Source organism: Kushneria phosphatilytica, assembly GCF_008247605.1.
GTDB classification, from domain to species: Bacteria; Pseudomonadota; Gammaproteobacteria; order Pseudomonadales; family Halomonadaceae; genus Kushneria; species Kushneria phosphatilytica.
Map to the genome: position 1 here is coordinate 1,442,354 of NZ_CP043420.1, position 16,787 is coordinate 1,459,140.

At 59.3% G+C, this 16,787-nt stretch carries 16 protein-coding genes; 15 read left to right on the forward strand and 1 reads right to left on the reverse strand.

What is annotated here, in order from left to right; genetic code table 11:
• Positions 1-165 precede the first annotated feature (165 nt).
• Positions 166-1,005, forward strand: coding sequence for a serine O-acetyltransferase EpsC (gene epsC / locus FY550_RS06435; RefSeq protein WP_070976860.1), 840 nt, complete (start codon positions 166-168; stop codon positions 1,003-1,005).
• A gap of 7 nt (positions 1,006-1,012) precedes the next feature.
• Here the strand turns inward: epsC and FY550_RS06440 are convergent, their stop codons facing one another.
• A complete protein-coding gene (locus FY550_RS06440) occupies positions 1,013-1,909 on the reverse strand; it encodes a LysR family transcriptional regulator (protein ID WP_070976864.1) in 897 nt (298 codons plus the stop codon).
• 168 nt (positions 1,910-2,077) lie between these two features.
• Here FY550_RS06440 and leuC point away from each other — a divergent pair, with 168 nt between their 5' ends.
• The 14 genes from leuC to FY550_RS06510 all read left to right on the forward strand — a co-directional run bounded on the left by leuC (position 2,078) and on the right by FY550_RS06510 (position 16,731).
• Complete coding sequence (leuC, locus tag FY550_RS06445) at positions 2,078-3,523, forward strand: 3-isopropylmalate dehydratase large subunit (protein ID WP_070976867.1); 1,446 nt, start codon at positions 2,078-2,080, stop codon at positions 3,521-3,523.
• A gap of 10 nt (positions 3,524-3,533) precedes the next feature.
• Positions 3,534-4,196, forward strand: coding sequence for a 3-isopropylmalate dehydratase small subunit (gene leuD, locus FY550_RS06450; RefSeq protein ID WP_070976871.1), 663 nt, complete (start codon positions 3,534-3,536; stop codon positions 4,194-4,196).
• Between the two features lie 78 nt (positions 4,197-4,274).
• Positions 4,275-5,360 carry a 3-isopropylmalate dehydrogenase gene (leuB, locus tag FY550_RS06455; protein WP_070976874.1) on the forward strand — a complete coding sequence of 362 codons (1,086 nt, stop codon included), beginning with the start codon at positions 4,275-4,277 and terminating at the stop codon, positions 5,358-5,360.
• Positions 5,361-5,465: 105 nt separating this feature from the next.
• Positions 5,466-6,023, forward strand: a complete 558-nt coding sequence (locus FY550_RS06460) for a GNAT family N-acetyltransferase (protein ID WP_070976876.1) — start codon at positions 5,466-5,468, stop codon at positions 6,021-6,023.
• A 30-nt stretch (positions 6,024-6,053) separates the two neighbouring features.
• The gene (gene asd, locus FY550_RS06465) at positions 6,054-7,169 is read left to right on the forward strand and encodes an aspartate-semialdehyde dehydrogenase (protein ID WP_070976880.1); all 1,116 of its coding nucleotides are present in this window, start codon (positions 6,054-6,056) and stop codon (positions 7,167-7,169) included.
• A gap of 319 nt (positions 7,170-7,488) precedes the next feature.
• Entirely contained in the window at positions 7,489-9,474 is a 1,986-nt protein-coding gene (locus tag FY550_RS06470) for a type IV pilus assembly protein FimV (RefSeq protein WP_070976884.1), read from the forward strand.
• A complete protein-coding gene (gene truA, locus FY550_RS06475; protein WP_084387956.1) occupies positions 9,471-10,391 on the forward strand; it encodes a tRNA pseudouridine(38-40) synthase TruA in 921 nt (306 codons plus the stop codon). Before FY550_RS06470 ends, truA begins: the two co-directional genes overlap by 4 nt.
• Before the next feature lie 27 nt (positions 10,392-10,418).
• The gene (locus tag FY550_RS06480) at positions 10,419-11,057 is read left to right on the forward strand and encodes a phosphoribosylanthranilate isomerase (protein ID WP_233350288.1); all 639 of its coding nucleotides are present in this window, start codon (positions 10,419-10,421) and stop codon (positions 11,055-11,057) included.
• Positions 11,041-12,255, forward strand: coding sequence for a tryptophan synthase subunit beta (gene trpB, locus FY550_RS06485; protein WP_084387957.1), 1,215 nt, complete (start codon positions 11,041-11,043; stop codon positions 12,253-12,255). The genes FY550_RS06480 and trpB overlap by 17 nt, the downstream gene beginning before the upstream one ends.
• A gap of 10 nt (positions 12,256-12,265) precedes the next feature.
• The gene (gene trpA / locus FY550_RS06490) at positions 12,266-13,072 is read left to right on the forward strand and encodes a tryptophan synthase subunit alpha (protein ID WP_070976895.1); all 807 of its coding nucleotides are present in this window, start codon (positions 12,266-12,268) and stop codon (positions 13,070-13,072) included.
• Between the two features lie 98 nt (positions 13,073-13,170).
• Complete coding sequence (gene accD / locus FY550_RS06495) at positions 13,171-14,106, forward strand: acetyl-CoA carboxylase, carboxyltransferase subunit beta (protein WP_070976900.1); 936 nt, start codon at positions 13,171-13,173, stop codon at positions 14,104-14,106.
• Positions 14,103-15,374 carry a bifunctional tetrahydrofolate synthase/dihydrofolate synthase gene (folC, locus tag FY550_RS06500; RefSeq protein ID WP_070976904.1) on the forward strand — a complete coding sequence of 424 codons (1,272 nt, stop codon included), beginning with the start codon at positions 14,103-14,105 and terminating at the stop codon, positions 15,372-15,374. The genes accD and folC overlap by 4 nt, the downstream gene beginning before the upstream one ends.
• Positions 15,371-16,135 carry an SPOR domain-containing protein gene (locus tag FY550_RS06505; protein WP_149054430.1) on the forward strand — a complete coding sequence of 255 codons (765 nt, stop codon included), beginning with the start codon at positions 15,371-15,373 and terminating at the stop codon, positions 16,133-16,135. The genes folC and FY550_RS06505 overlap by 4 nt, the downstream gene beginning before the upstream one ends.
• Positions 16,135-16,731: a CvpA family protein gene (locus FY550_RS06510; protein WP_149054431.1), complete on the forward strand. Its 597-nt coding sequence runs from the start codon at positions 16,135-16,137 to the stop codon at positions 16,729-16,731. The genes FY550_RS06505 and FY550_RS06510 overlap by 1 nt, the downstream gene beginning before the upstream one ends.
• Positions 16,732-16,787 lie beyond the last annotated feature (56 nt).

Consider the following 16,787-nt stretch of genomic DNA (forward strand, 5'->3'; position numbering starts at 1 on the left):
CCTGTTGATTGTGTTTGGCTTGCCAAGCATAACGTGCCACACCAATAGCAGCAGCAGAGTCGATGCAGACGTGCATGGAATGACAGGATCGGCCAGACTATCGGGAATTGTTGCGGGCCAGACAAGGCCTGTCGGAATGGTGCACTCTTCACCGGGAGAGCAGGGATGACGCAACGCATGGATCATGTCTTCGCGCGGTTGCGCGAAGAAGCTCGTGCCACCATGAATCGAGAGCCGCTGCTGCGAGCTTTCATCACTGCGCGGATTACAGCGCATGATGATCTGGCCGGTTGTCTGACCGCCATTCTGTCGCGACGCCTGGCTGATGACGATCTGCCCAGGGAGGCGCTGGAGAGTCTCTTTGCCCAGTGCCATGCACAGGATGAAACACTAGCCGATATGGCGGCGAGTGACATCCTCTCGGTGCTTGAGCGGGACGCAGCAGCCGAAGACGCGTTAAGCGTGGTGCTTTATCAGAAGGGATTTCAGGCACTGCAGAGTCATCGGCTGGCACATCATCTGCATGGTCTTGGGCGTACCGAAATGGCCATGATGCTGCAAAGCCGCAGTGCCGAGGTGTTCGGTGTCGATATTCATCCGCGCTGCCCGATCGGGGAAAGCGTCATGTTCGATCACGCTACCGGTATCGTCATCGGGGAAACGGCCAGCATTGGTGACAATGTATCCATCCTGCAGGGCGTTACACTGGGCGGTACAGGCAAGGTCGGTGGACAGCGCCATCCCCAGGTGCGTAGTGGTGTATTGATCGGTGCCGGTGCCATTGTACTGGGCAACATCGAGATCGGCTGGGGCGCACAGATCGGGGCAGGCAGTGTGGTACTGGATGCGGTCGAGCCACATACCACTGTGGTAGGCGTACCCGCCCGGCCGGTGGGACGCCCCTGCTGTCCAAGTCCTTCAGTGACCATGGAGCACGGGGCTTTTGATCGTGAACAGTATGGGCGCAAACCCTTGAGTGCACCGGCGCATCGTACCGGCGACTGAAAGCGGGTTACTCGTGGGCCATGTCCTGCTCGGCAGTGCGTTCGGCGTCCAGTAGCCGGAGCATCGAGCTCGCCGCATTGGAGAGTGTGCGGCCACGATGAAAAAGATAGCCCAGCGGCCGCTCGATGGGTCGATGGTGTATTGGCAGACGATGCAGCTCATCGTCGATCATGGTTTCCGGCAGCACGCTCCAGCCCAGCCCGATGCTGACCATCATCTTCAGCGTCTCGAGATAGTTGGTCGACATGGAAACGCGGACGCGCAATCCCTCCTGGGCAAAGGTTTCGGTGACGATGCCACGGGTGAAGGTCAGATCGCCCGGCAGCACCGCATCGAAATCGGACAATGCTGACAGCGGCAGCTCCCGGGCGCTTGCCAGCGGATGTTCATTGCCGCAAACGAAATGGAGCTGATCGACCCAGATCGGCACCGTCACCAGTTCCTTGCTGGGGGAAGGGGCCAACGTCACCACGGCCAGCTCCAGAGCGCCATCGAGCACCTGTTGGTAGGCCTGTTCCGAGTCCAGAAACCGTAGATCCAGCCTGACCGCCGGATGCTGACGGGTAAAATGCTTGAGCAGGGGCGGCAGTCGGTGCAGACCAACATGATGGCTGGTGGCGAGTGACAGGCTGCCACCAATGCTGCCATTGAGATTGGTCAAGGCCCGTTGGGTATCATCGAACATCACCAGAATCTGCCGTGCGCGGGGTAACAGGGTATGGCCCGCCTCGGTAAGACCGATATGACGACCGATGCGATCGAACAGGCGTGCGCCAATCTGACCCTCGAGCGTGGCCACCCGCTTGCTGACAGCCGGTTGAGTAAGATGAAGCTGCTCGGCGGCCAGTGAAAAGGACTCCTGTTCGGCAACGGCCAGAAAGGCGCGCAGACTCTGAGTATCCATGTATTCCTTCAGGGAATGATTTGAATAAAAAACATGAATTGCTTTTATGTCAGTTTGCGCCGTAGGGTGCAAGCATGAGAAAGCCGGGGCCTGACCCGATACCCGGTGGACCCTGACTCATGCATGCCTTCGCCGGCTCTGGCCGGCGTAATGCTCAGGAGAGATTCCATGGCAGCCCAGACCCTCTATGACAAACTCTGGAACTCGCATCTCGTGTCGACACGTGACGACGGCACAGCGCTGATCTACATCGATCGCCATCTGTTGCATGAGGTGACGTCACCGCAGGCATTCGAGGGGCTGCGTCTGGCGGGGCGTCAACCGTGGCGCATCGATACCAACATTGCGACCGTCGACCATAATGTCTCGACGCTCACCGAAGAACGTAACGCCGGTATTTCAGGCATCGCCGACGATGTCTCGCGCATTCAGGTCCAGGCGCTCGATGACAATACTCGCGGGCTGGGCATCGAGACCTTCGGTATCAATGACATCCGTCAGGGCATTGTCCATGTCATCGGGCCGGAGCAGGGCGCAACCCTGCCTGGCATGACCGTGGTCTGTGGCGACTCCCATACCGCGACCCATGGTGCCTTTGGTGCACTCGCACACGGTATTGGCACCTCCGAGGTCGAGCATGTGCTGGCTACTCAATGCCTGATTCAGCGCAAGATGAAGAACATGCAGATCCGGGTGGAAGGTGAACTCGGGCCGCATGTGACTGCCAAGGACATCATTCTGGCGGTCATCGGTCGCATCGGCACTGCCGGAGGCACCGGTTATGCAGTGGAGTTCGCCGGCAGCGCGATCGAATCGCTGTCGATGGAAGGCCGCATGACCATCTGCAACATGGCGATCGAGGGAGGTGCCCGAGTCGGTCTGGTGGCGGTTGATCAGACCACCATCGATTACATTGGCAACCGCCCCTTTGCGCCCTCCGGCGAACAGTGGGAAGCCGCCGTCGAGAGCTGGCGCCAGCTGGTTTCCGACGAGGATGCGCATTTCGATCGTGTGGTGACGCTGGATGCGGCCGAGATCGAGCCCCAGGTGAGCTGGGGGACCAGTCCCGAGATGGTGGCCGGAGTGAATGACCGGGTGCCCGATCCGCAATCGTTCACTGACGAGACCGCACAGCGCGGGGCTATCCGGGCACTCGAATACATGGGGCTGACGGCAGGTCAGAAGATGACCGACATTCGACTCGATCGGATCTTCATTGGTTCATGCACCAACGCCCGCATCGAGGATCTTCGTGCTGCAGCGAAGATCGTCGATGGCCGACGCGTGGCGTCAACCATCAAGCAGGCGATGGTGGTGCCGGGCTCCGGGTTGGTGAAGCGTCAGGCCGAGGAGGAAGGTCTGGATATGATCTTCAGGCGTGCCGGGTTCGAGTGGCGCGAAGCCGGCTGCTCGATGTGCCTGGCGATGAACGCGGACAAGCTGGGTGCCGGCGAGCACTGTGCCTCGACCTCCAATCGCAACTTTGAAGGGCGGCAGGGTTACGGTGGCCGGACGCATCTGGTGAGTCCAGCGATGGCGGCTGCGGCTGCCGTGGCGGGGCACTTTGTAGATGTGCGCGAATTCGTCAATACGCCGGTACGGGCGCAGGCCTGAGGAGAGCAACATGCAGCGATTCATTCGGCATCAGGGTGTGGCAGCGCCGCTCGATCGGGCCAACGTCGATACCGATCTGATCATTCCCAAGCAGTTTCTCAAGTCGATCAAGCGTACCGGGTTCGGCCCCAATCTCTTCGATGAGTTGCGCTATCAGGATGAGGGCTATCCGGGGCGGGACAATTCGAAGCGACCACTCAATCCAGACTTCGTGCTCAACCAGCCGCGCTATGAAAATGCCAGCATTCTGTTGGCGCGTCGCAATTTTGGCTGCGGTAGCTCGCGCGAGCATGCCCCATGGGCGCTGACCGATTTCGGTTTCCGGGCCGTCATTGCTCCCAGCTTTGCCGATATCTTCTTCAACAACGCTTTCAAGAATGGGTTGCTGCTGATCACGCTGGACGAAGCGACCGTCGATCAGCTGTTTCAGGAAGTCGAGGCGACACCCGGCTATCAGCTCGATATCGATCTGACCGCTCAGCAGATTCATCGTCCTGCAGGCGAGAGCATTGACTTCGAAGTCGATCCGTTTCGCAAGTACTGTCTGGAGAACGGGCTGGACGATATCGGCATCACGCTTGATGAGAATAGCGAAGCGATCCGCCGGTTCGAGGCGCGTCATCGAGCGGCCAATCCATGGCTGTTCCGCGACGCAGCAGCCAATCAGGCCTGATTGGCCGGTTTGAAATCCAGCGCTCGCCGGGGCACATCGGCGAGCGTTTTCATGACGGCATCCACACAGGGCAACGCCATGAGCCGCAAGATTCTGATACTGCCGGGTGACGGCATTGGACCTGAAATTACCCGTGAAGCACGCCGGGTGCTCGAAGCCTGTCGTGATGAAGGGCTGGACATCGCACTTGATGAGGCGCCGGTTGGCGGGGCTGCGATCGATGAATCGGGTGTGCCGCTGGCACCCGAGACGCTGGAGAAGGCGAAAGCGGCTGATGCCATTCTGCTGGGTGCTGTGGGCGGTCCCAAATGGGATGCCATGGAGGATATCAGCAAGCGACCCGAGAAAGGGTTGCTGGCCCTGCGCAAGGAGCTGGGTCTGTTTGGCAATCTGCGCCCGGCACTGCTTTATCCGCAGCTGGTAGAGGCTTCCAGCCTCAAGCCCGATGTGGTCTCGGGGCTGGATATCATGATTGTGCGTGAGCTGACTGGTGGCATTTACTTCGGTCAGCCGCGCGGTCGTGATACCCATGAAGATGGTACCCGCTACGGCTATAACACTTATGTCTACGATGAGCACGAGATTCGCCGTATCGGCCGGGTCGCCTTCGAAATGGCGCAGAAGCGCAAAAAGCGATTGTGCAGCGTCGACAAGGCCAATGTGCTGGAAGTTACCATGCTCTGGCGCGACATCATGAATGAGCTGGCGCCAGAGTATCCTGATGTTGAACTCTCGCACATGTATGTCGATAACGCCGCCATGCAGCTGGTGCGCGCGCCGAAGCAGTTCGATGTGATCGTCACCGGCAACATGTTCGGCGACATTCTTTCCGATGCTGCCGCGATGCTGACCGGTTCGATCGGCATGCTGCCGTCGGCCTCGCTAAACGAATCGGGGCAGGGCATGTATGAGCCCTGTCATGGCAGTGCGCCGGATATTGCCGGGCAGGGGCTGGCCAATCCGCTGGCCACCATTCTTTCGATAGCGATGATGTTGCGCTATTCATTGAACGCCCCGGCCCATGCCGATCGCATCGAGCGCGCGGTAGGCGAGGTGCTGGACCGCAATCTGCGTACCGCGGATATCGCCTATCCCGGCACTGAACAGGTATCGACCGAGGCCATGGGTGAGGCTGTCGTGGCAGCCTTCCAGCGTAGTCGGTAGACTCGAAAATTCGTGGACACGTAAATCTGGCGTGCGGGGTGGGTCGTGCAGGGCATCCCGCATGTTGTTCCGCGATGGATGCTTGCTGATGAGCCGGAGTCGAACATGCCCCAGCCTGATACTGAATGGACCATTCGCCGTGCCGATGCCGAGGACGCCGAAGCGGTATGGCAGATTGTCAGCCACCCCGAGGTCCATGCCTGCACACTGCAGTTGCCCTATACATCGCTGTCACGCTGGCAACAGCGCCTGGCCAGGGCCGATCAGCGAGGAGACTGCTTTCTGGCAGCCTGTGCGCCCGGGCAAACCGGGGACGTGCTGGGGCTGATCGGCGTTCATCAGGTTGCGGATTCGCCCAGAGTGGCTCATGTACGCACGCTGGGAATAGGTGTGCATCCGAACTACGCCGGCCGTGGCATTGGCAGTGCCCTGCTGCGCTCGGCCATTGATCTGGCAGACAACTGGCTCAACGTGACTCGCCTGAGTCTGGGCGTCTATAGTCATAATCAGCGTGCCATTGCACTCTATGAGCGTCACGGTTTTGTGCGGGAAGGGCTTTCTCGTGGTCTGGCCTTCGGTCATGGTCGTTATCTGGACAGTATTGAAATGGCGCGATTGCATCCGCGACTGGAGCGCACCCTCGCCGAGCAGCGCGCCGAATGAATAAACTTTATCGACTTCAGGGGATGTGACATGTTGAGAACCGGATTTGTCGGCTGGCGCGGCATGGTCGGTTCCGTGCTGATGCAACGCATGCAGGACGATCATCTGTTCGGGAAGATCGAACCGGTCTTCTTCACGACCTCTCAGGTCGGTCAGCCGGCACCCGAGGTTGGCGTTGAAGCACCAGCACTGAAAAATGCCTTCGATCTCGACGAGCTGAAAAAGCTCGATGTCATCGTGACCTGTCAGGGCGGTGACTACACCAGCGAGGTCTACACACCGCTGCGTGAGGCCGGCTGGCAGGGATACTGGATTGATGCGGCCAGCAGCCTGCGCATGGCCGATGACAGCACCATTGTGCTTGATCCCGTCAACCGGGCGCTGATTGATCGTCAGCTCGATGCCGGTACGCGTACCTTCGCCGGGGGCAACTGTACGGTCAGTCTGATGCTGATGGGCCTGGGTGGGCTGTTCGAGGCCGATCTGGTCGAGTGGATGACCTCCATGACCTATCAGGCCGCTTCCGGGGCTGGCGCGCAGAACATGCGTGAGTTGCTTTCGCAGATGAGTGCCATCGGGAACGCGGCACGCGCCGAACTGGATGATCCCGCCTCAGCGATTCTGGACATCGATCGCAAGGTCATCGATGCCATGCGTGATCCGAATTTCCCGATCGAGCAGTTCGGTGCGCCTCTTGGCGGCAGTCTGCTGCCGTGGATTGACAAGAAGCTGGATAACGGTCAGAGCAAGGAAGAGTGGAAGGGTGGCGCCGAGAGCAACAAGATACTCGGCCTGGCGCCGAATACGGTGCCGGTCGACGGTATCTGCGTGCGTGTCGGTTCGATGCGCTCTCACGCTCAGGCATTCACCATCAAGCTCAAGCGTGATGTCCCGATGGATGAGATCGAGGATCGCATTGCCCGGCATAACGAGTGGGTCAGCGTGGTCGCCAATGACAAGGCCGCTACTCTGGAGCGTCTGACACCGGCCGCCGTGACCGGTACGCTTGATGTGCCAGTGGGGCGCCTGCGCAAGATGGCGATGGGTAATGAGTATCTGTCGGCATTCTCGGTCGGTGATCAGCTGTTGTGGGGTGCGGCCGAGCCACTCAAGCGTATGCTTGCGCTATTGATTGAAAGACACTGATCCTTTCTGTCGAATACAGTATGACAGGCGCCTCAGCGAGGCGCCTTTTTTGTGAGCGCCAGGCCGGTTATACGCCATTCTGCAGCCTGTGACGTGACGTATTGAAAACGGCAGTGCCTTGAGCGGAAGGCATCGACAACTGTTGTAATTCAAGTTGAAAGACGAGGTGCCGATGGATGATGTGGAGAAACCCATCGCTTGCAGGTGCCTGACGCTGTTCATCCATGGCTGCCTTGTGACCCGAGTCTGCAACTCGATGGGGATTCTGACTCTTTGATGATGGCCGGTCCCCGATCGGCCCGGCGAGGATCCGATCGATATGCGTCATCCGCGTACTCTGGCGGCCGTGCTGACACTCCTGGCCGGTACGGCCGCTGCCGATGCCCAGGCGTTGGGGGTTGGTACTCCGGTCTTGCATTCCCACCTTGGGGAGCCTCTTCAGGCACGTGTGCCACTGCTGGATACCGATAAGCTGGATGCCCATGCCATTCAGGTTTCGCTGGCCAGTGAAGGCGCCTTCGAGCGGGCCGGGTTTGTGCGTAGTGCTGCCACCGATACCCTGCAGCTGGCGGTCGAGGGATCACCGGGCAATCTTTATGTGTCGCTGGAAGGCCGCCGAGCATTGAGCGAGGCCTGGCTGGCGCTGGTACTTGATATTGCCTGGCCGGGGGGAGAGCTGACGCCGGTGGTGACATTGTTGCCTGCCCCGCCGGGTAACATTACCCCTGAAGCGCCTGGCAGTAACCGGTCAGGTCAACGGGCTGAGTGGCTGCCCACGGCGAAGCTTTCCGGGAACAAGACGCCGAGTGTACATAAGCCCGCTATCCAACAGGAGACAGCAGCGAATAATGCCGACACGGCACCTGTCATCGATCGGCCGCCTGTCAGTTCCGGTAGTGAAATCACGGTAACAGCGCATCAAATCGAGGCACTCACACAACGTGTTGCACGCCTGTCGGATCGTATTACATCGCTTGAACAGCAGTTGGCGCAGCCTGATTCAGCGACCGGTTCTGCAACACCCGCGTGGCATTCGGCATTTGAAACGCTACAAAGCCGGCAGCAACAATTGGCCGAGCGATTGAACGCATTGAGTGTCTCTTCAGGGCCGGAGCAGCATGTAAAAGACGATGCCGAATCGGTGACGCCTGCGCCGGAGACCCCGCAATCAATCGATGAAAGAGATTGGTTGATCTGGCTGATACCTGCAGGTGGCCTCGTGATACTGGCTGTTCTGATACTCGGTCGCCGCTGGCGTGCGCGCTCGTTATGGCCCCGGGAAGACGCCTCTCTCGATGGGCATGACACTGCTTTCGAAGAGCAATCTGTCATGATGACCACGAATGAATCGACTGCGGACAAAGCGCCTGCCACCTTTTCCATGCAGAATGAAGGCGCCGCTACACGGTATGAAGATGAGAAGGAGCAGCTTCCGGTTGGCGAACACCATCCGGAAAACCATGAGACTCACCCGGGTTACGAGAAGAGGGCGGCGCCCGGCGATGACCGCGTGCTCGAGGATGCCCGGGTATTTGCCGAACATGGTCGCCCGCAGCAGGCACGCGAGATGCTCGAAGCGTCACTGACTCGCTATCCACACCATCTCGACACTCGATTGCAGTTGATGGAGGTCCTCGCAACACTCGAAGAATATGCGCTACTGAGTGAACAGGCGCGTTATTTTGATGATCATCCCGATCCTGCAGTGGTCAGACGAGTCACCCGTTTACTGGATACGCAGGTAAAAAAAGGTGACCAACCGTCGACACAACCCCGCATGACACGAACCGCGGGAGCCCGAGCTGAACACGCTGGTTTAAAGACGATGGAAGACCCTTGTGACACGCTGCCGCTTATGGAAGATCCTTCTTCTCATGGCCATCGATCAACGCCTCTGGAGACGTCGATTTCTTTCGCTTCTGCTTCTTCGCTGACTGACTTTTCCATCGCGCCCGAAAACGAAGAGACTGGAACAGTGCAGCCCACGCTTGCATCATTGCACGATTCCGATGCGCTCAATACGTCGTGTGATGCACAGGATTCAGAGGGACAGGAAACCATGGCCTTTCCTGCTGACTGGGCACTTGAAGAGGTAGCGTTCGAGGCCCATGAACAGGATAATGAGACACCTGATATTCAGGCTGACAGCAATGGTAGGCTGATACGGGCTCATCTTCTGCTTGAGTCCGGCAACCATGACACCGCGAAACCGATGCTTGAGCGTTTGCTGGCCGAGGGGCCGGATGACATCAGAGTGGCGACGCGCACGCTGATGGCTCGTTTCGATCTACACGAGAGTTCATGACCCTTTTTCATACCCTTGATGAGACCTCTACCGCCGATGGGCGCATTGCCCTGGGCGTGGAATACCATGGCGGTGACTATTTCGGTTGGCAGCGACTGAGCCACGGTCCCTCGGTCCAGGGACGACTGGAGCAGGCGCTGTCGCGAGTGGCTGCTCAGCCGGTGCGCGTGCTTTGCAGCGGTCGTACCGATAGCGGTGTTCATGCCACTCGTCAGATCGTGCACTTCGAGGCACCTGTTGCCCGGAGCGAAAAAGCCTGGGTCATGGGGACCAATGCCAATCTGCCTGGTGATATCAGTGTGCATTGGGCGCGACGAATGCCGGATGATTTTCATGCTCGCTTTTCCGCCCGGGCAAGACGCTATCGTTATCTGATCGCCAACCAGGCCATACCGCCCGCGCTGGAAAGCGCTCAGGTCTATTGGCACCGCTGGCCGCTCGATGTGGCGGCGATGCACCAGGCCGCTCAGGTGCTGGTCGGCGAGCATGATTTTTCCGGCTATCGTGCCGCGGGTTGTCAATCGAGCACGCCTTGGCGCTATGTCCATTTTGTGGAGGTGAAGCGCTGGGGCCCGATGGTCGTGGTCGATATTCAGGCCAATGCCTTTCTACTGCATATGGTGCGCAACATTGTCGGTGTGCTGTTGAATATCGGTGATGGGCGTCAGCCGGTGACCTGGTCACAGCAGGTACTGGAACAGGGGGACCGGACACGATCGTCGCCAACGGCACCGCCTCATGGCCTTCATTTCGTGGACGTGCGCTATCCCGATTACGTCTTGCCCGAGGAGCCACTGGGACCGATGCTGTTGTATCATACCGGTGAATGGACCGGCGATCGGCCGCTGCCGGCGGATGCTCGACATCGGCGCAGTACGCCACCGCCCGAGTCAGCCGAAACACTGAATATCGATTAGCACGCACCAGCCATGACGGGAGTCCGGATGAGTCGAGTGCGAGTCAAGATCTGTGGCATTACGCGCGAGGAGGATCTCGACGCAGCGGTCAACGAAGGGGCCGATGCCATTGGCTTTGTAATGTGGCCAAACAGCGCCCGGGCGATCGATGTGGAGCGTCTTGTCACCCTCTCTGCCCGCGTTCCACCTTTCGTGACCCGGGTCGGATTGTTTGTTGATCAGGACGCTGAACTGATCGCCCGCTGTGCCCCCTGGCTGGATCTGTTGCAGTTTCACGGCGATGAGCCGCCCGAGGCGTGCGAAGGTTACGGCAAGGCCTGGATCAAGGCTGTGCGCATGCGCGACGATGTTGATCTTGCTGCCATCGAGCAGCGCTATAGCGCTGCTCAGGGGTTATTGCTGGATGCCTTCCGACCCGGCATTCCCGGTGGTACCGGAGAGACCTTCGACTGGTCACGGATTCCGCGAACGCTTGCAAAACCTGTTATTCTCGCCGGTGGTCTGACCCCGGACAATATTGCGGCTGCCATTACAGCCGTTCACCCCTGGGGCGTGGATGTTTCGGGGGGTGTAGAGCTTGAACGCGGTATCAAGGACCCTGTCCGGTTGCAGGCCTTCATTCGGAACGTATCAAACAGAGGTGTCACCGGTGAGCCGATACAGTGATCTAACCCAGCTGCCTGATACTCGGGGGCGCTATGGCGTTCACGGGGGCCGGTTCGTGTCGGAGACCCTCAGCTTTGCGCTTGAGGAGCTTGAGCGTATCTACGCAGGTTTGAAGGATGATGCCGAATTTCAGGCTGCCTTCGATGACGATCTGACTCACTACGTCGGCCGACCTTCGCCGCTCTATCATGCTTCGCGCTGGTCGAACGAGCTGGGCGGGGCGCAGATCTGGCTCAAGCGCGAGGATCTCAATCACACCGGCGCTCACAAGATCAACAACACCATCGGTCAGGCGCTGCTGGCGAAGAAGTCCGGCAAGCCGCGGGTGATTGCCGAGACAGGCGCCGGTCAGCACGGGGTGGCTACGGCGACGGTCTGTGCCCGGCTGGGGTTGAAGTGCGAAATTTACATGGGGGCCGAGGATGTTGAGCGGCAGAAGCTCAATGTCTATCGCATGCGTCTGCTTGGCGCCGAGGTGCATGCTGTCGAATCCGGTTCGCGTACCCTCAAGGACGCCATGAATGAAGCGCTACGCGACTGGGTCACCAACGTCGATGATACCTTCTACATCATTGGAACAGTCGCCGGGCCGCACCCCTATCCGGCCATGGTGCGTGACTTTACTGCAATCATCGGTCGCGAGGCCCGGCGTCAATCGCTGGAGCAGATCGGTCGTTTGCCTGATGCGCTGGTGGCCTGTGTCGGCGGTGGATCGAACGCCATTGGTCTGTTCTATCCCTTCATCGAGGATGAAGGCGTCGCCATGTATGGCGTGGAAGCCGGCGGCGAGGGCATCGAAAGCGGCCGTCATGCTGCGCCGTTGACCGCCAATGCGCCGCGTGGTGTGCTGCATGGCAATCGCACCTATATCATGTCCGACGAGGGTGGCCAGGTGCTCGATACTCACTCCATTTCGGCCGGACTGGACTATCCGGGCGTTGGTCCCGAGCATGCACACTGGAAGGATACCGGCCGAGTCAACTATGTCGTGGCCAATGATGACAAGGTACTGGAAGCCTTTCGCGAGCTGACACGCGTCGAAGGTATCATGCCGGCTTTGGAATCGGCGCACGCGTTGGCACACGCGAAAGTGCTGGCAAGGGAAATGAGTCCCGATCAGCACATCGTCGTCAATCTCTCCGGGCGCGGCGACAAGGATATTCTGACAGTGGCCAAAATTGATGGTATCGAATTCTGAGGATCGCGGCATGAACCGCATCGACCAGTGCTTCGCCCGCCTGCGCGAAGAGTCCCGCAAGGCGTTGATCCCTTATATCACCGCCGGCGATCCGGCACCTCAATATACGTCTGACTTTCTGCATGCGCTGGTGGATGCCGGCGCCGACCTGCTGGAAATCGGCGTGCCCTTTTCCGATCCCATGGCCGATGGGCCGGTGATCCAGAAGGCTTGCGAGCGGGCCCTGAAGCAGGGGACGCGCTTGACCCATGTGTTCGAGATCGTGCGTGAATTCCGACGCGAGGATGCGCGGACACCGATCGTATTGATGGGGTATCTCAACCCCATCGAGCGAATGGGCTATGAGACCTTCGCTCGCGAATGTCAGGCAGCCGGGGTGGATGGCGTGCTGATCGTCGACATGCCACCGGAAGAAGCCGATCAACTGAGCGAGTATCTCCGGGCACATCAGTTGCACGCTGTCTATCTGATCGCTCCGACTACTTCCGATGAGCGGGCAGCGGTGATCGGACGCCATGGCTCCGGTTATCTTTATTATGTATCGCTCAAGGGCGTGACCGGCTCCGCTACGATCGATGTCGAGGCGGTATCCCGTCAGCTTGAACACTTGCGCCAGTTCAGCGATCTGCCATTGTGTGTCGGTTTTGGCATTCGCGATGCGCAGTCGGCGGCGGCCGTAGCCCGGGTGGCTGATGGGGTTATCGTTGGCAGCGCACTGGTTCGGCTCATCGCTGATAATGCCGATACACCCGAGGTGATCGCTACCAAACTGGCGAATACCCTGGCCGGTATGCGCGAGGCCATGGATCGTCACTGATTTCATCGACGACCATCCTGGGATGGTCGTCGCCGTTAGCGTGTGACTCCGGTCACGACAACGCATTTGTTCTACCCGCAAATCCGGAAACCTTTGCCATGAGTTGGCTCGACAAGATTGTTCCCTCGATGGGGCGCACTCAGCGCACCGATCGTCGCAACAGCATTCCCGATGGCCTCTGGCGCAAGTGCCCGAGTTGTGAAGCAGTACTCTATCGTCCCGAGCTGGAGCGCCATCACAACGTTTGTCCCAAGTGTGATCATCACCTGCGCCTGGGGGCCCGCAAGCGCCTGGGCTGGTTCCTTGATGAAGAGGGGCGTGAGGAAATCGCACCGAGTCTTCAGCCGGTCGATCGATTGCGCTTTCGCGATTCCAAGAAGTACAAGGATCGTCTGGCCAGTGCCCAGAAGAGCACCGAAGAGAATGATGCCCTGATCGCCATGAGCGGCACCGTTAATGGTCTACCGGTTGTGGCCGTTGCCTTCGAGTTTTCCTTCATGGGTGGCTCGATGGGCAGCGTGGTCGGTGAAAAATTTGCCCGTGCCGCTACCATGGCGCGTGAACAGCGCCGTCCGCTGGTCTGTTTCGCTGCCAGTGGTGGCGCTCGCATGCAGGAAGCCCTGTTCTCGCTGATGCAAATGGCCAAAACCTCGGCGGCCCTGGAGCGACTGCGTCAGAGTGGCGTGCCCTATGTATCGGTACTGACTGATCCGGTCTTCGGTGGTGTTTCGGCATCGCTGGCCATGCTGGGTGATCTCAATGTTGCCGAACCTGATGCACTGATTGGTTTTGCCGGACCTCGAGTCATCGAGCAGACAGTTCGGGAAAAACTGCCGGAAGGGTTTCAGCGCAGTGAATTCCTGCTTGAGCACGGCACGGTGGATATGATCGTTCATCGGCGTGAAATGCGTGAACGGCTGGGTAGCCTGATGCGCAAGCTGACCCATCAGCCAGAGGCCGAGATCGATGAAGCCGAAGATGATGGTGTTACCGCTTCGACATTCGGTAACGGTGAGGCAGAAACGAGCGAATGACCCACCGAACCCTGGCGCAGTGGCTAAGTGAGCTTGAACGGCGTCATCCGGTTGGCATCGAACTGGGGCTGGATCGGGTGGGCGCTGTATTCAGGCAATTGGGCCTTGATCGCTTCTCGATTGCCAATCGGGTAATAACTGTTGCCGGTACCAATGGCAAGGGCTCCACGGTCGCCATGATCGAAAGCGTGGCCCGGGCGCATGGTATGACCACGGCAGCTTATACCTCCCCCCACCTGCAGCGCTTCAATGAACGCCTGACCCTGTCGGGTCAGGAACTGGCAGATGCAAGCTGGGTCGAGGCGCTGGAACACATTGAGCAGCAGCGCGGCAATATCCGACTGACCTATTTCGAAATGACCACGCTGGCGGCGTTTTGGCTGATTGCTGAACGCCGGCCGCAGCTGGCCATACTGGAAGTTGGTCTGGGAGGGCGGCTTGATGCCGTCAATGTGCTCGATGCCGATGTCGCAGTGATTACCACCATTGCTCATGACCATGCTGCTTTCCTGGGCGATGATCTGGCGCAGATCGGTCGTGAGAAGGCAGGGATCATGCGTGCGTGTCGCCCGGTAGTGCTGGGCAGCCGTGACATGGTGGCGTCGGTGATCGAGCATGCCAATGCATTGCCGGTAGCCGAGTGTCGGCAACTGGGTCATGACTTTGACCATAAGGCAGCCGGGGCGAGCGGCGAATGGCAGTGGCTGGGCAGTGACAATGTCACTCCACTGGCGAAGCTGCCAGATCCCGGTCTGCCGCTGGATAATGCCGCTACCGCACTGCAGGCGTTATGTGATGCCGGCGTGGAACTCTCATTGGATGCCGTATGTACCGGGCTGACCAGTGTCAGGTTACCCGGGCGCATGCAGTGGCATGGATGCTGGTGTCTGGATGTTGCCCATAATCCGCATGCCGCGACTCATGTGAAGAAGCGGTTGTCGCTTCGGCCGCGAGGGCGGCGTGTGGCGCTGCTGGGGATGCTCTCCGACAAGGATATCGAAGGCGTGGTGGCGGCTTTGATGCCCGTCATCGATGAGTGGTTGCTGATCAGCCTGGAGGGGCCGCGAGGCATGACTGCTGACCAGTTGGCCGAGCGGATCGAGCCAATCGGTGTACCGGTTCGAAAACGGTTCGATGCTGCCGCAGACGGACTGCAATGGCTGCGACAGCATGCAGACGAATTTGATGAAGCGTTGATCTGTGGTTCATTTCTGACCGTGGGTGCAGCGCTGGCCGATATTGGCAAGGACGGGGAGAAACCTGCATGAAATATGGCAAGCGCGAACGTATTGTCGGAGCCATCATCATCATCGCGATTGCCGTGATCGTACTGCCGATGCTGTTCGGCAAGCCCGAGCCACGCGATCAGGGGCCGACACCAACCATGACCATTGAACAGCCGATCGATGTTCAGCGCGAGGATGTGCCGCCACCCACGTCACCCATCGATGAAGACAGTACTGCCGATCGTGGCCAGTCCATCGAGCGCCCGTCGCCTGATGAAGTGTCGTCGGGTCAGGGGCAGAACACAGGCAATCCTCAGGCCTCCCAGACATCGCAGCTATTACCTGATTCTTCCCGTAACGATCGGCCTGCAGCCTCATCCGACAATCGTGGGGAGAGCAAACAATCGGACTCGAGCTCACGTCCGGCTACTGCGGATACAGGCTCGTCGAATCGGAATGAGTCGGCTACTGATACTGCTTCCGATGCCGCTCGATCGGCATCATCCGGTCAGCAGCAGAATGCCAGGGATAACGATCCCATCATGAATGCGGCCAACCGAGGCAGTAGTGGCAGCGGTGACTGGGCTGTACAGGCAGGCAGTTTTGGCAAGGCAGACAATGCAGACCGACTGGTCGCCAGACTCAAGGATCTGGGGTTTCATGCCTACCAGAAATCGCGCAAGGATCTGCAAACGGTTTATGTGGGTCCCTATGACTCCTCCGAGGCCGGAGAACAGGCGCGTACCCAGCTGCAGCAGCGTGCCAATATCAAGGGACTGGTCGTGCGGAGAGACGAACAGTAATGATCTGGACCTGGGTCGATGGCGTTATTGCTGCGATCCTTTTGATGTCTACCCTGTCCGGCGTCATGCGGGGGTTCATCCGTGCGGCGCTGGGTATGGCCGCATGGGTCGCGGCACTGATCGCAGCGACTCGCTACGCGGGTCGCGCCGGAGAGTTGCTGCGTGACTATGTGACCAATAGTGATATTCGGTTGGCGATCGGCTTCGTGCTGGTAGTATTGGTGGTGGTCGTCACGGCCGGCATCGTCATTCGACTGCTGCATGCCCTGATTGAATGGGTCGGCATGGGCGCCTTCAATAGACTGTTGGGCGCATTGTTCGGTTTGTTGCGTGGTGGCGCCATTGTAATACTGCTGATGGCTGTGGCAGCGCTTTCGCCGGTGCAATTGACCGCTGCCTGGCAGCAGTCCGTGCTCTTGCCGGTTGTACTGGATCTGCGCGATGCAGCACTGGCACGCTTTGCACCCGATACCGGAGATCGGTATCGTCAGCGCGCACTCGATCTGCTGGAGCAGGGAGGGGCGCCGTTAACCCGGCCGATGCCGGAGCGTGCATTGCCGCCTTCTGCCGAGAGTCAGGGAACACGACTGCAGTAAACGACCTGCGCGATACCTGCTCCCGGTGTCGCGGCACTAGCGAGGTGAGAAGACCG

Bases quoted from the DNA above. Each gene is read 5' to 3' on its own strand.
- epsC (WP_070976860.1), top strand. From the start codon at position 166: ATGACGCAACGCATGGATCATGTCTTCGCGCGGTTGCGCGAAGAAGCT.
- FY550_RS06440 (WP_070976864.1), bottom strand. From the start codon at position 1,909: ATGGATACTCAGAGTCTGCGCGCCTTTCTGGCCGTTGCCGAACAGGAG.
- leuC (WP_070976867.1), top strand. From the start codon at position 2,078: ATGGCAGCCCAGACCCTCTATGACAAACTCTGGAACTCGCATCTCGTG.
- leuD (WP_070976871.1), top strand. From the start codon at position 3,534: ATGCAGCGATTCATTCGGCATCAGGGTGTGGCAGCGCCGCTCGATCGG.
- leuB (WP_070976874.1), top strand. From the start codon at position 4,275: ATGAGCCGCAAGATTCTGATACTGCCGGGTGACGGCATTGGACCTGAA.
- FY550_RS06460 (WP_070976876.1), top strand. From the start codon at position 5,466: ATGCCCCAGCCTGATACTGAATGGACCATTCGCCGTGCCGATGCCGAG.
- asd (WP_070976880.1), top strand. From the start codon at position 6,054: ATGTTGAGAACCGGATTTGTCGGCTGGCGCGGCATGGTCGGTTCCGTG.
- FY550_RS06470 (WP_070976884.1), top strand. From the start codon at position 7,489: ATGCGTCATCCGCGTACTCTGGCGGCCGTGCTGACACTCCTGGCCGGT.
- truA (WP_084387956.1), top strand. From the start codon at position 9,471: ATGACCCTTTTTCATACCCTTGATGAGACCTCTACCGCCGATGGGCGC.
- FY550_RS06480 (WP_233350288.1), top strand. From the start codon at position 10,419: ATGAGTCGAGTGCGAGTCAAGATCTGTGGCATTACGCGCGAGGAGGAT.
- trpA (WP_070976895.1), top strand. From the start codon at position 12,266: ATGAACCGCATCGACCAGTGCTTCGCCCGCCTGCGCGAAGAGTCCCGC.
- accD (WP_070976900.1), top strand. From the start codon at position 13,171: ATGAGTTGGCTCGACAAGATTGTTCCCTCGATGGGGCGCACTCAGCGC.
- folC (WP_070976904.1), top strand. From the start codon at position 14,103: ATGACCCACCGAACCCTGGCGCAGTGGCTAAGTGAGCTTGAACGGCGT.
- FY550_RS06505 (WP_149054430.1), top strand. From the start codon at position 15,371: ATGAAATATGGCAAGCGCGAACGTATTGTCGGAGCCATCATCATCATC.
- FY550_RS06510 (WP_149054431.1), top strand. From the start codon at position 16,135: ATGATCTGGACCTGGGTCGATGGCGTTATTGCTGCGATCCTTTTGATG.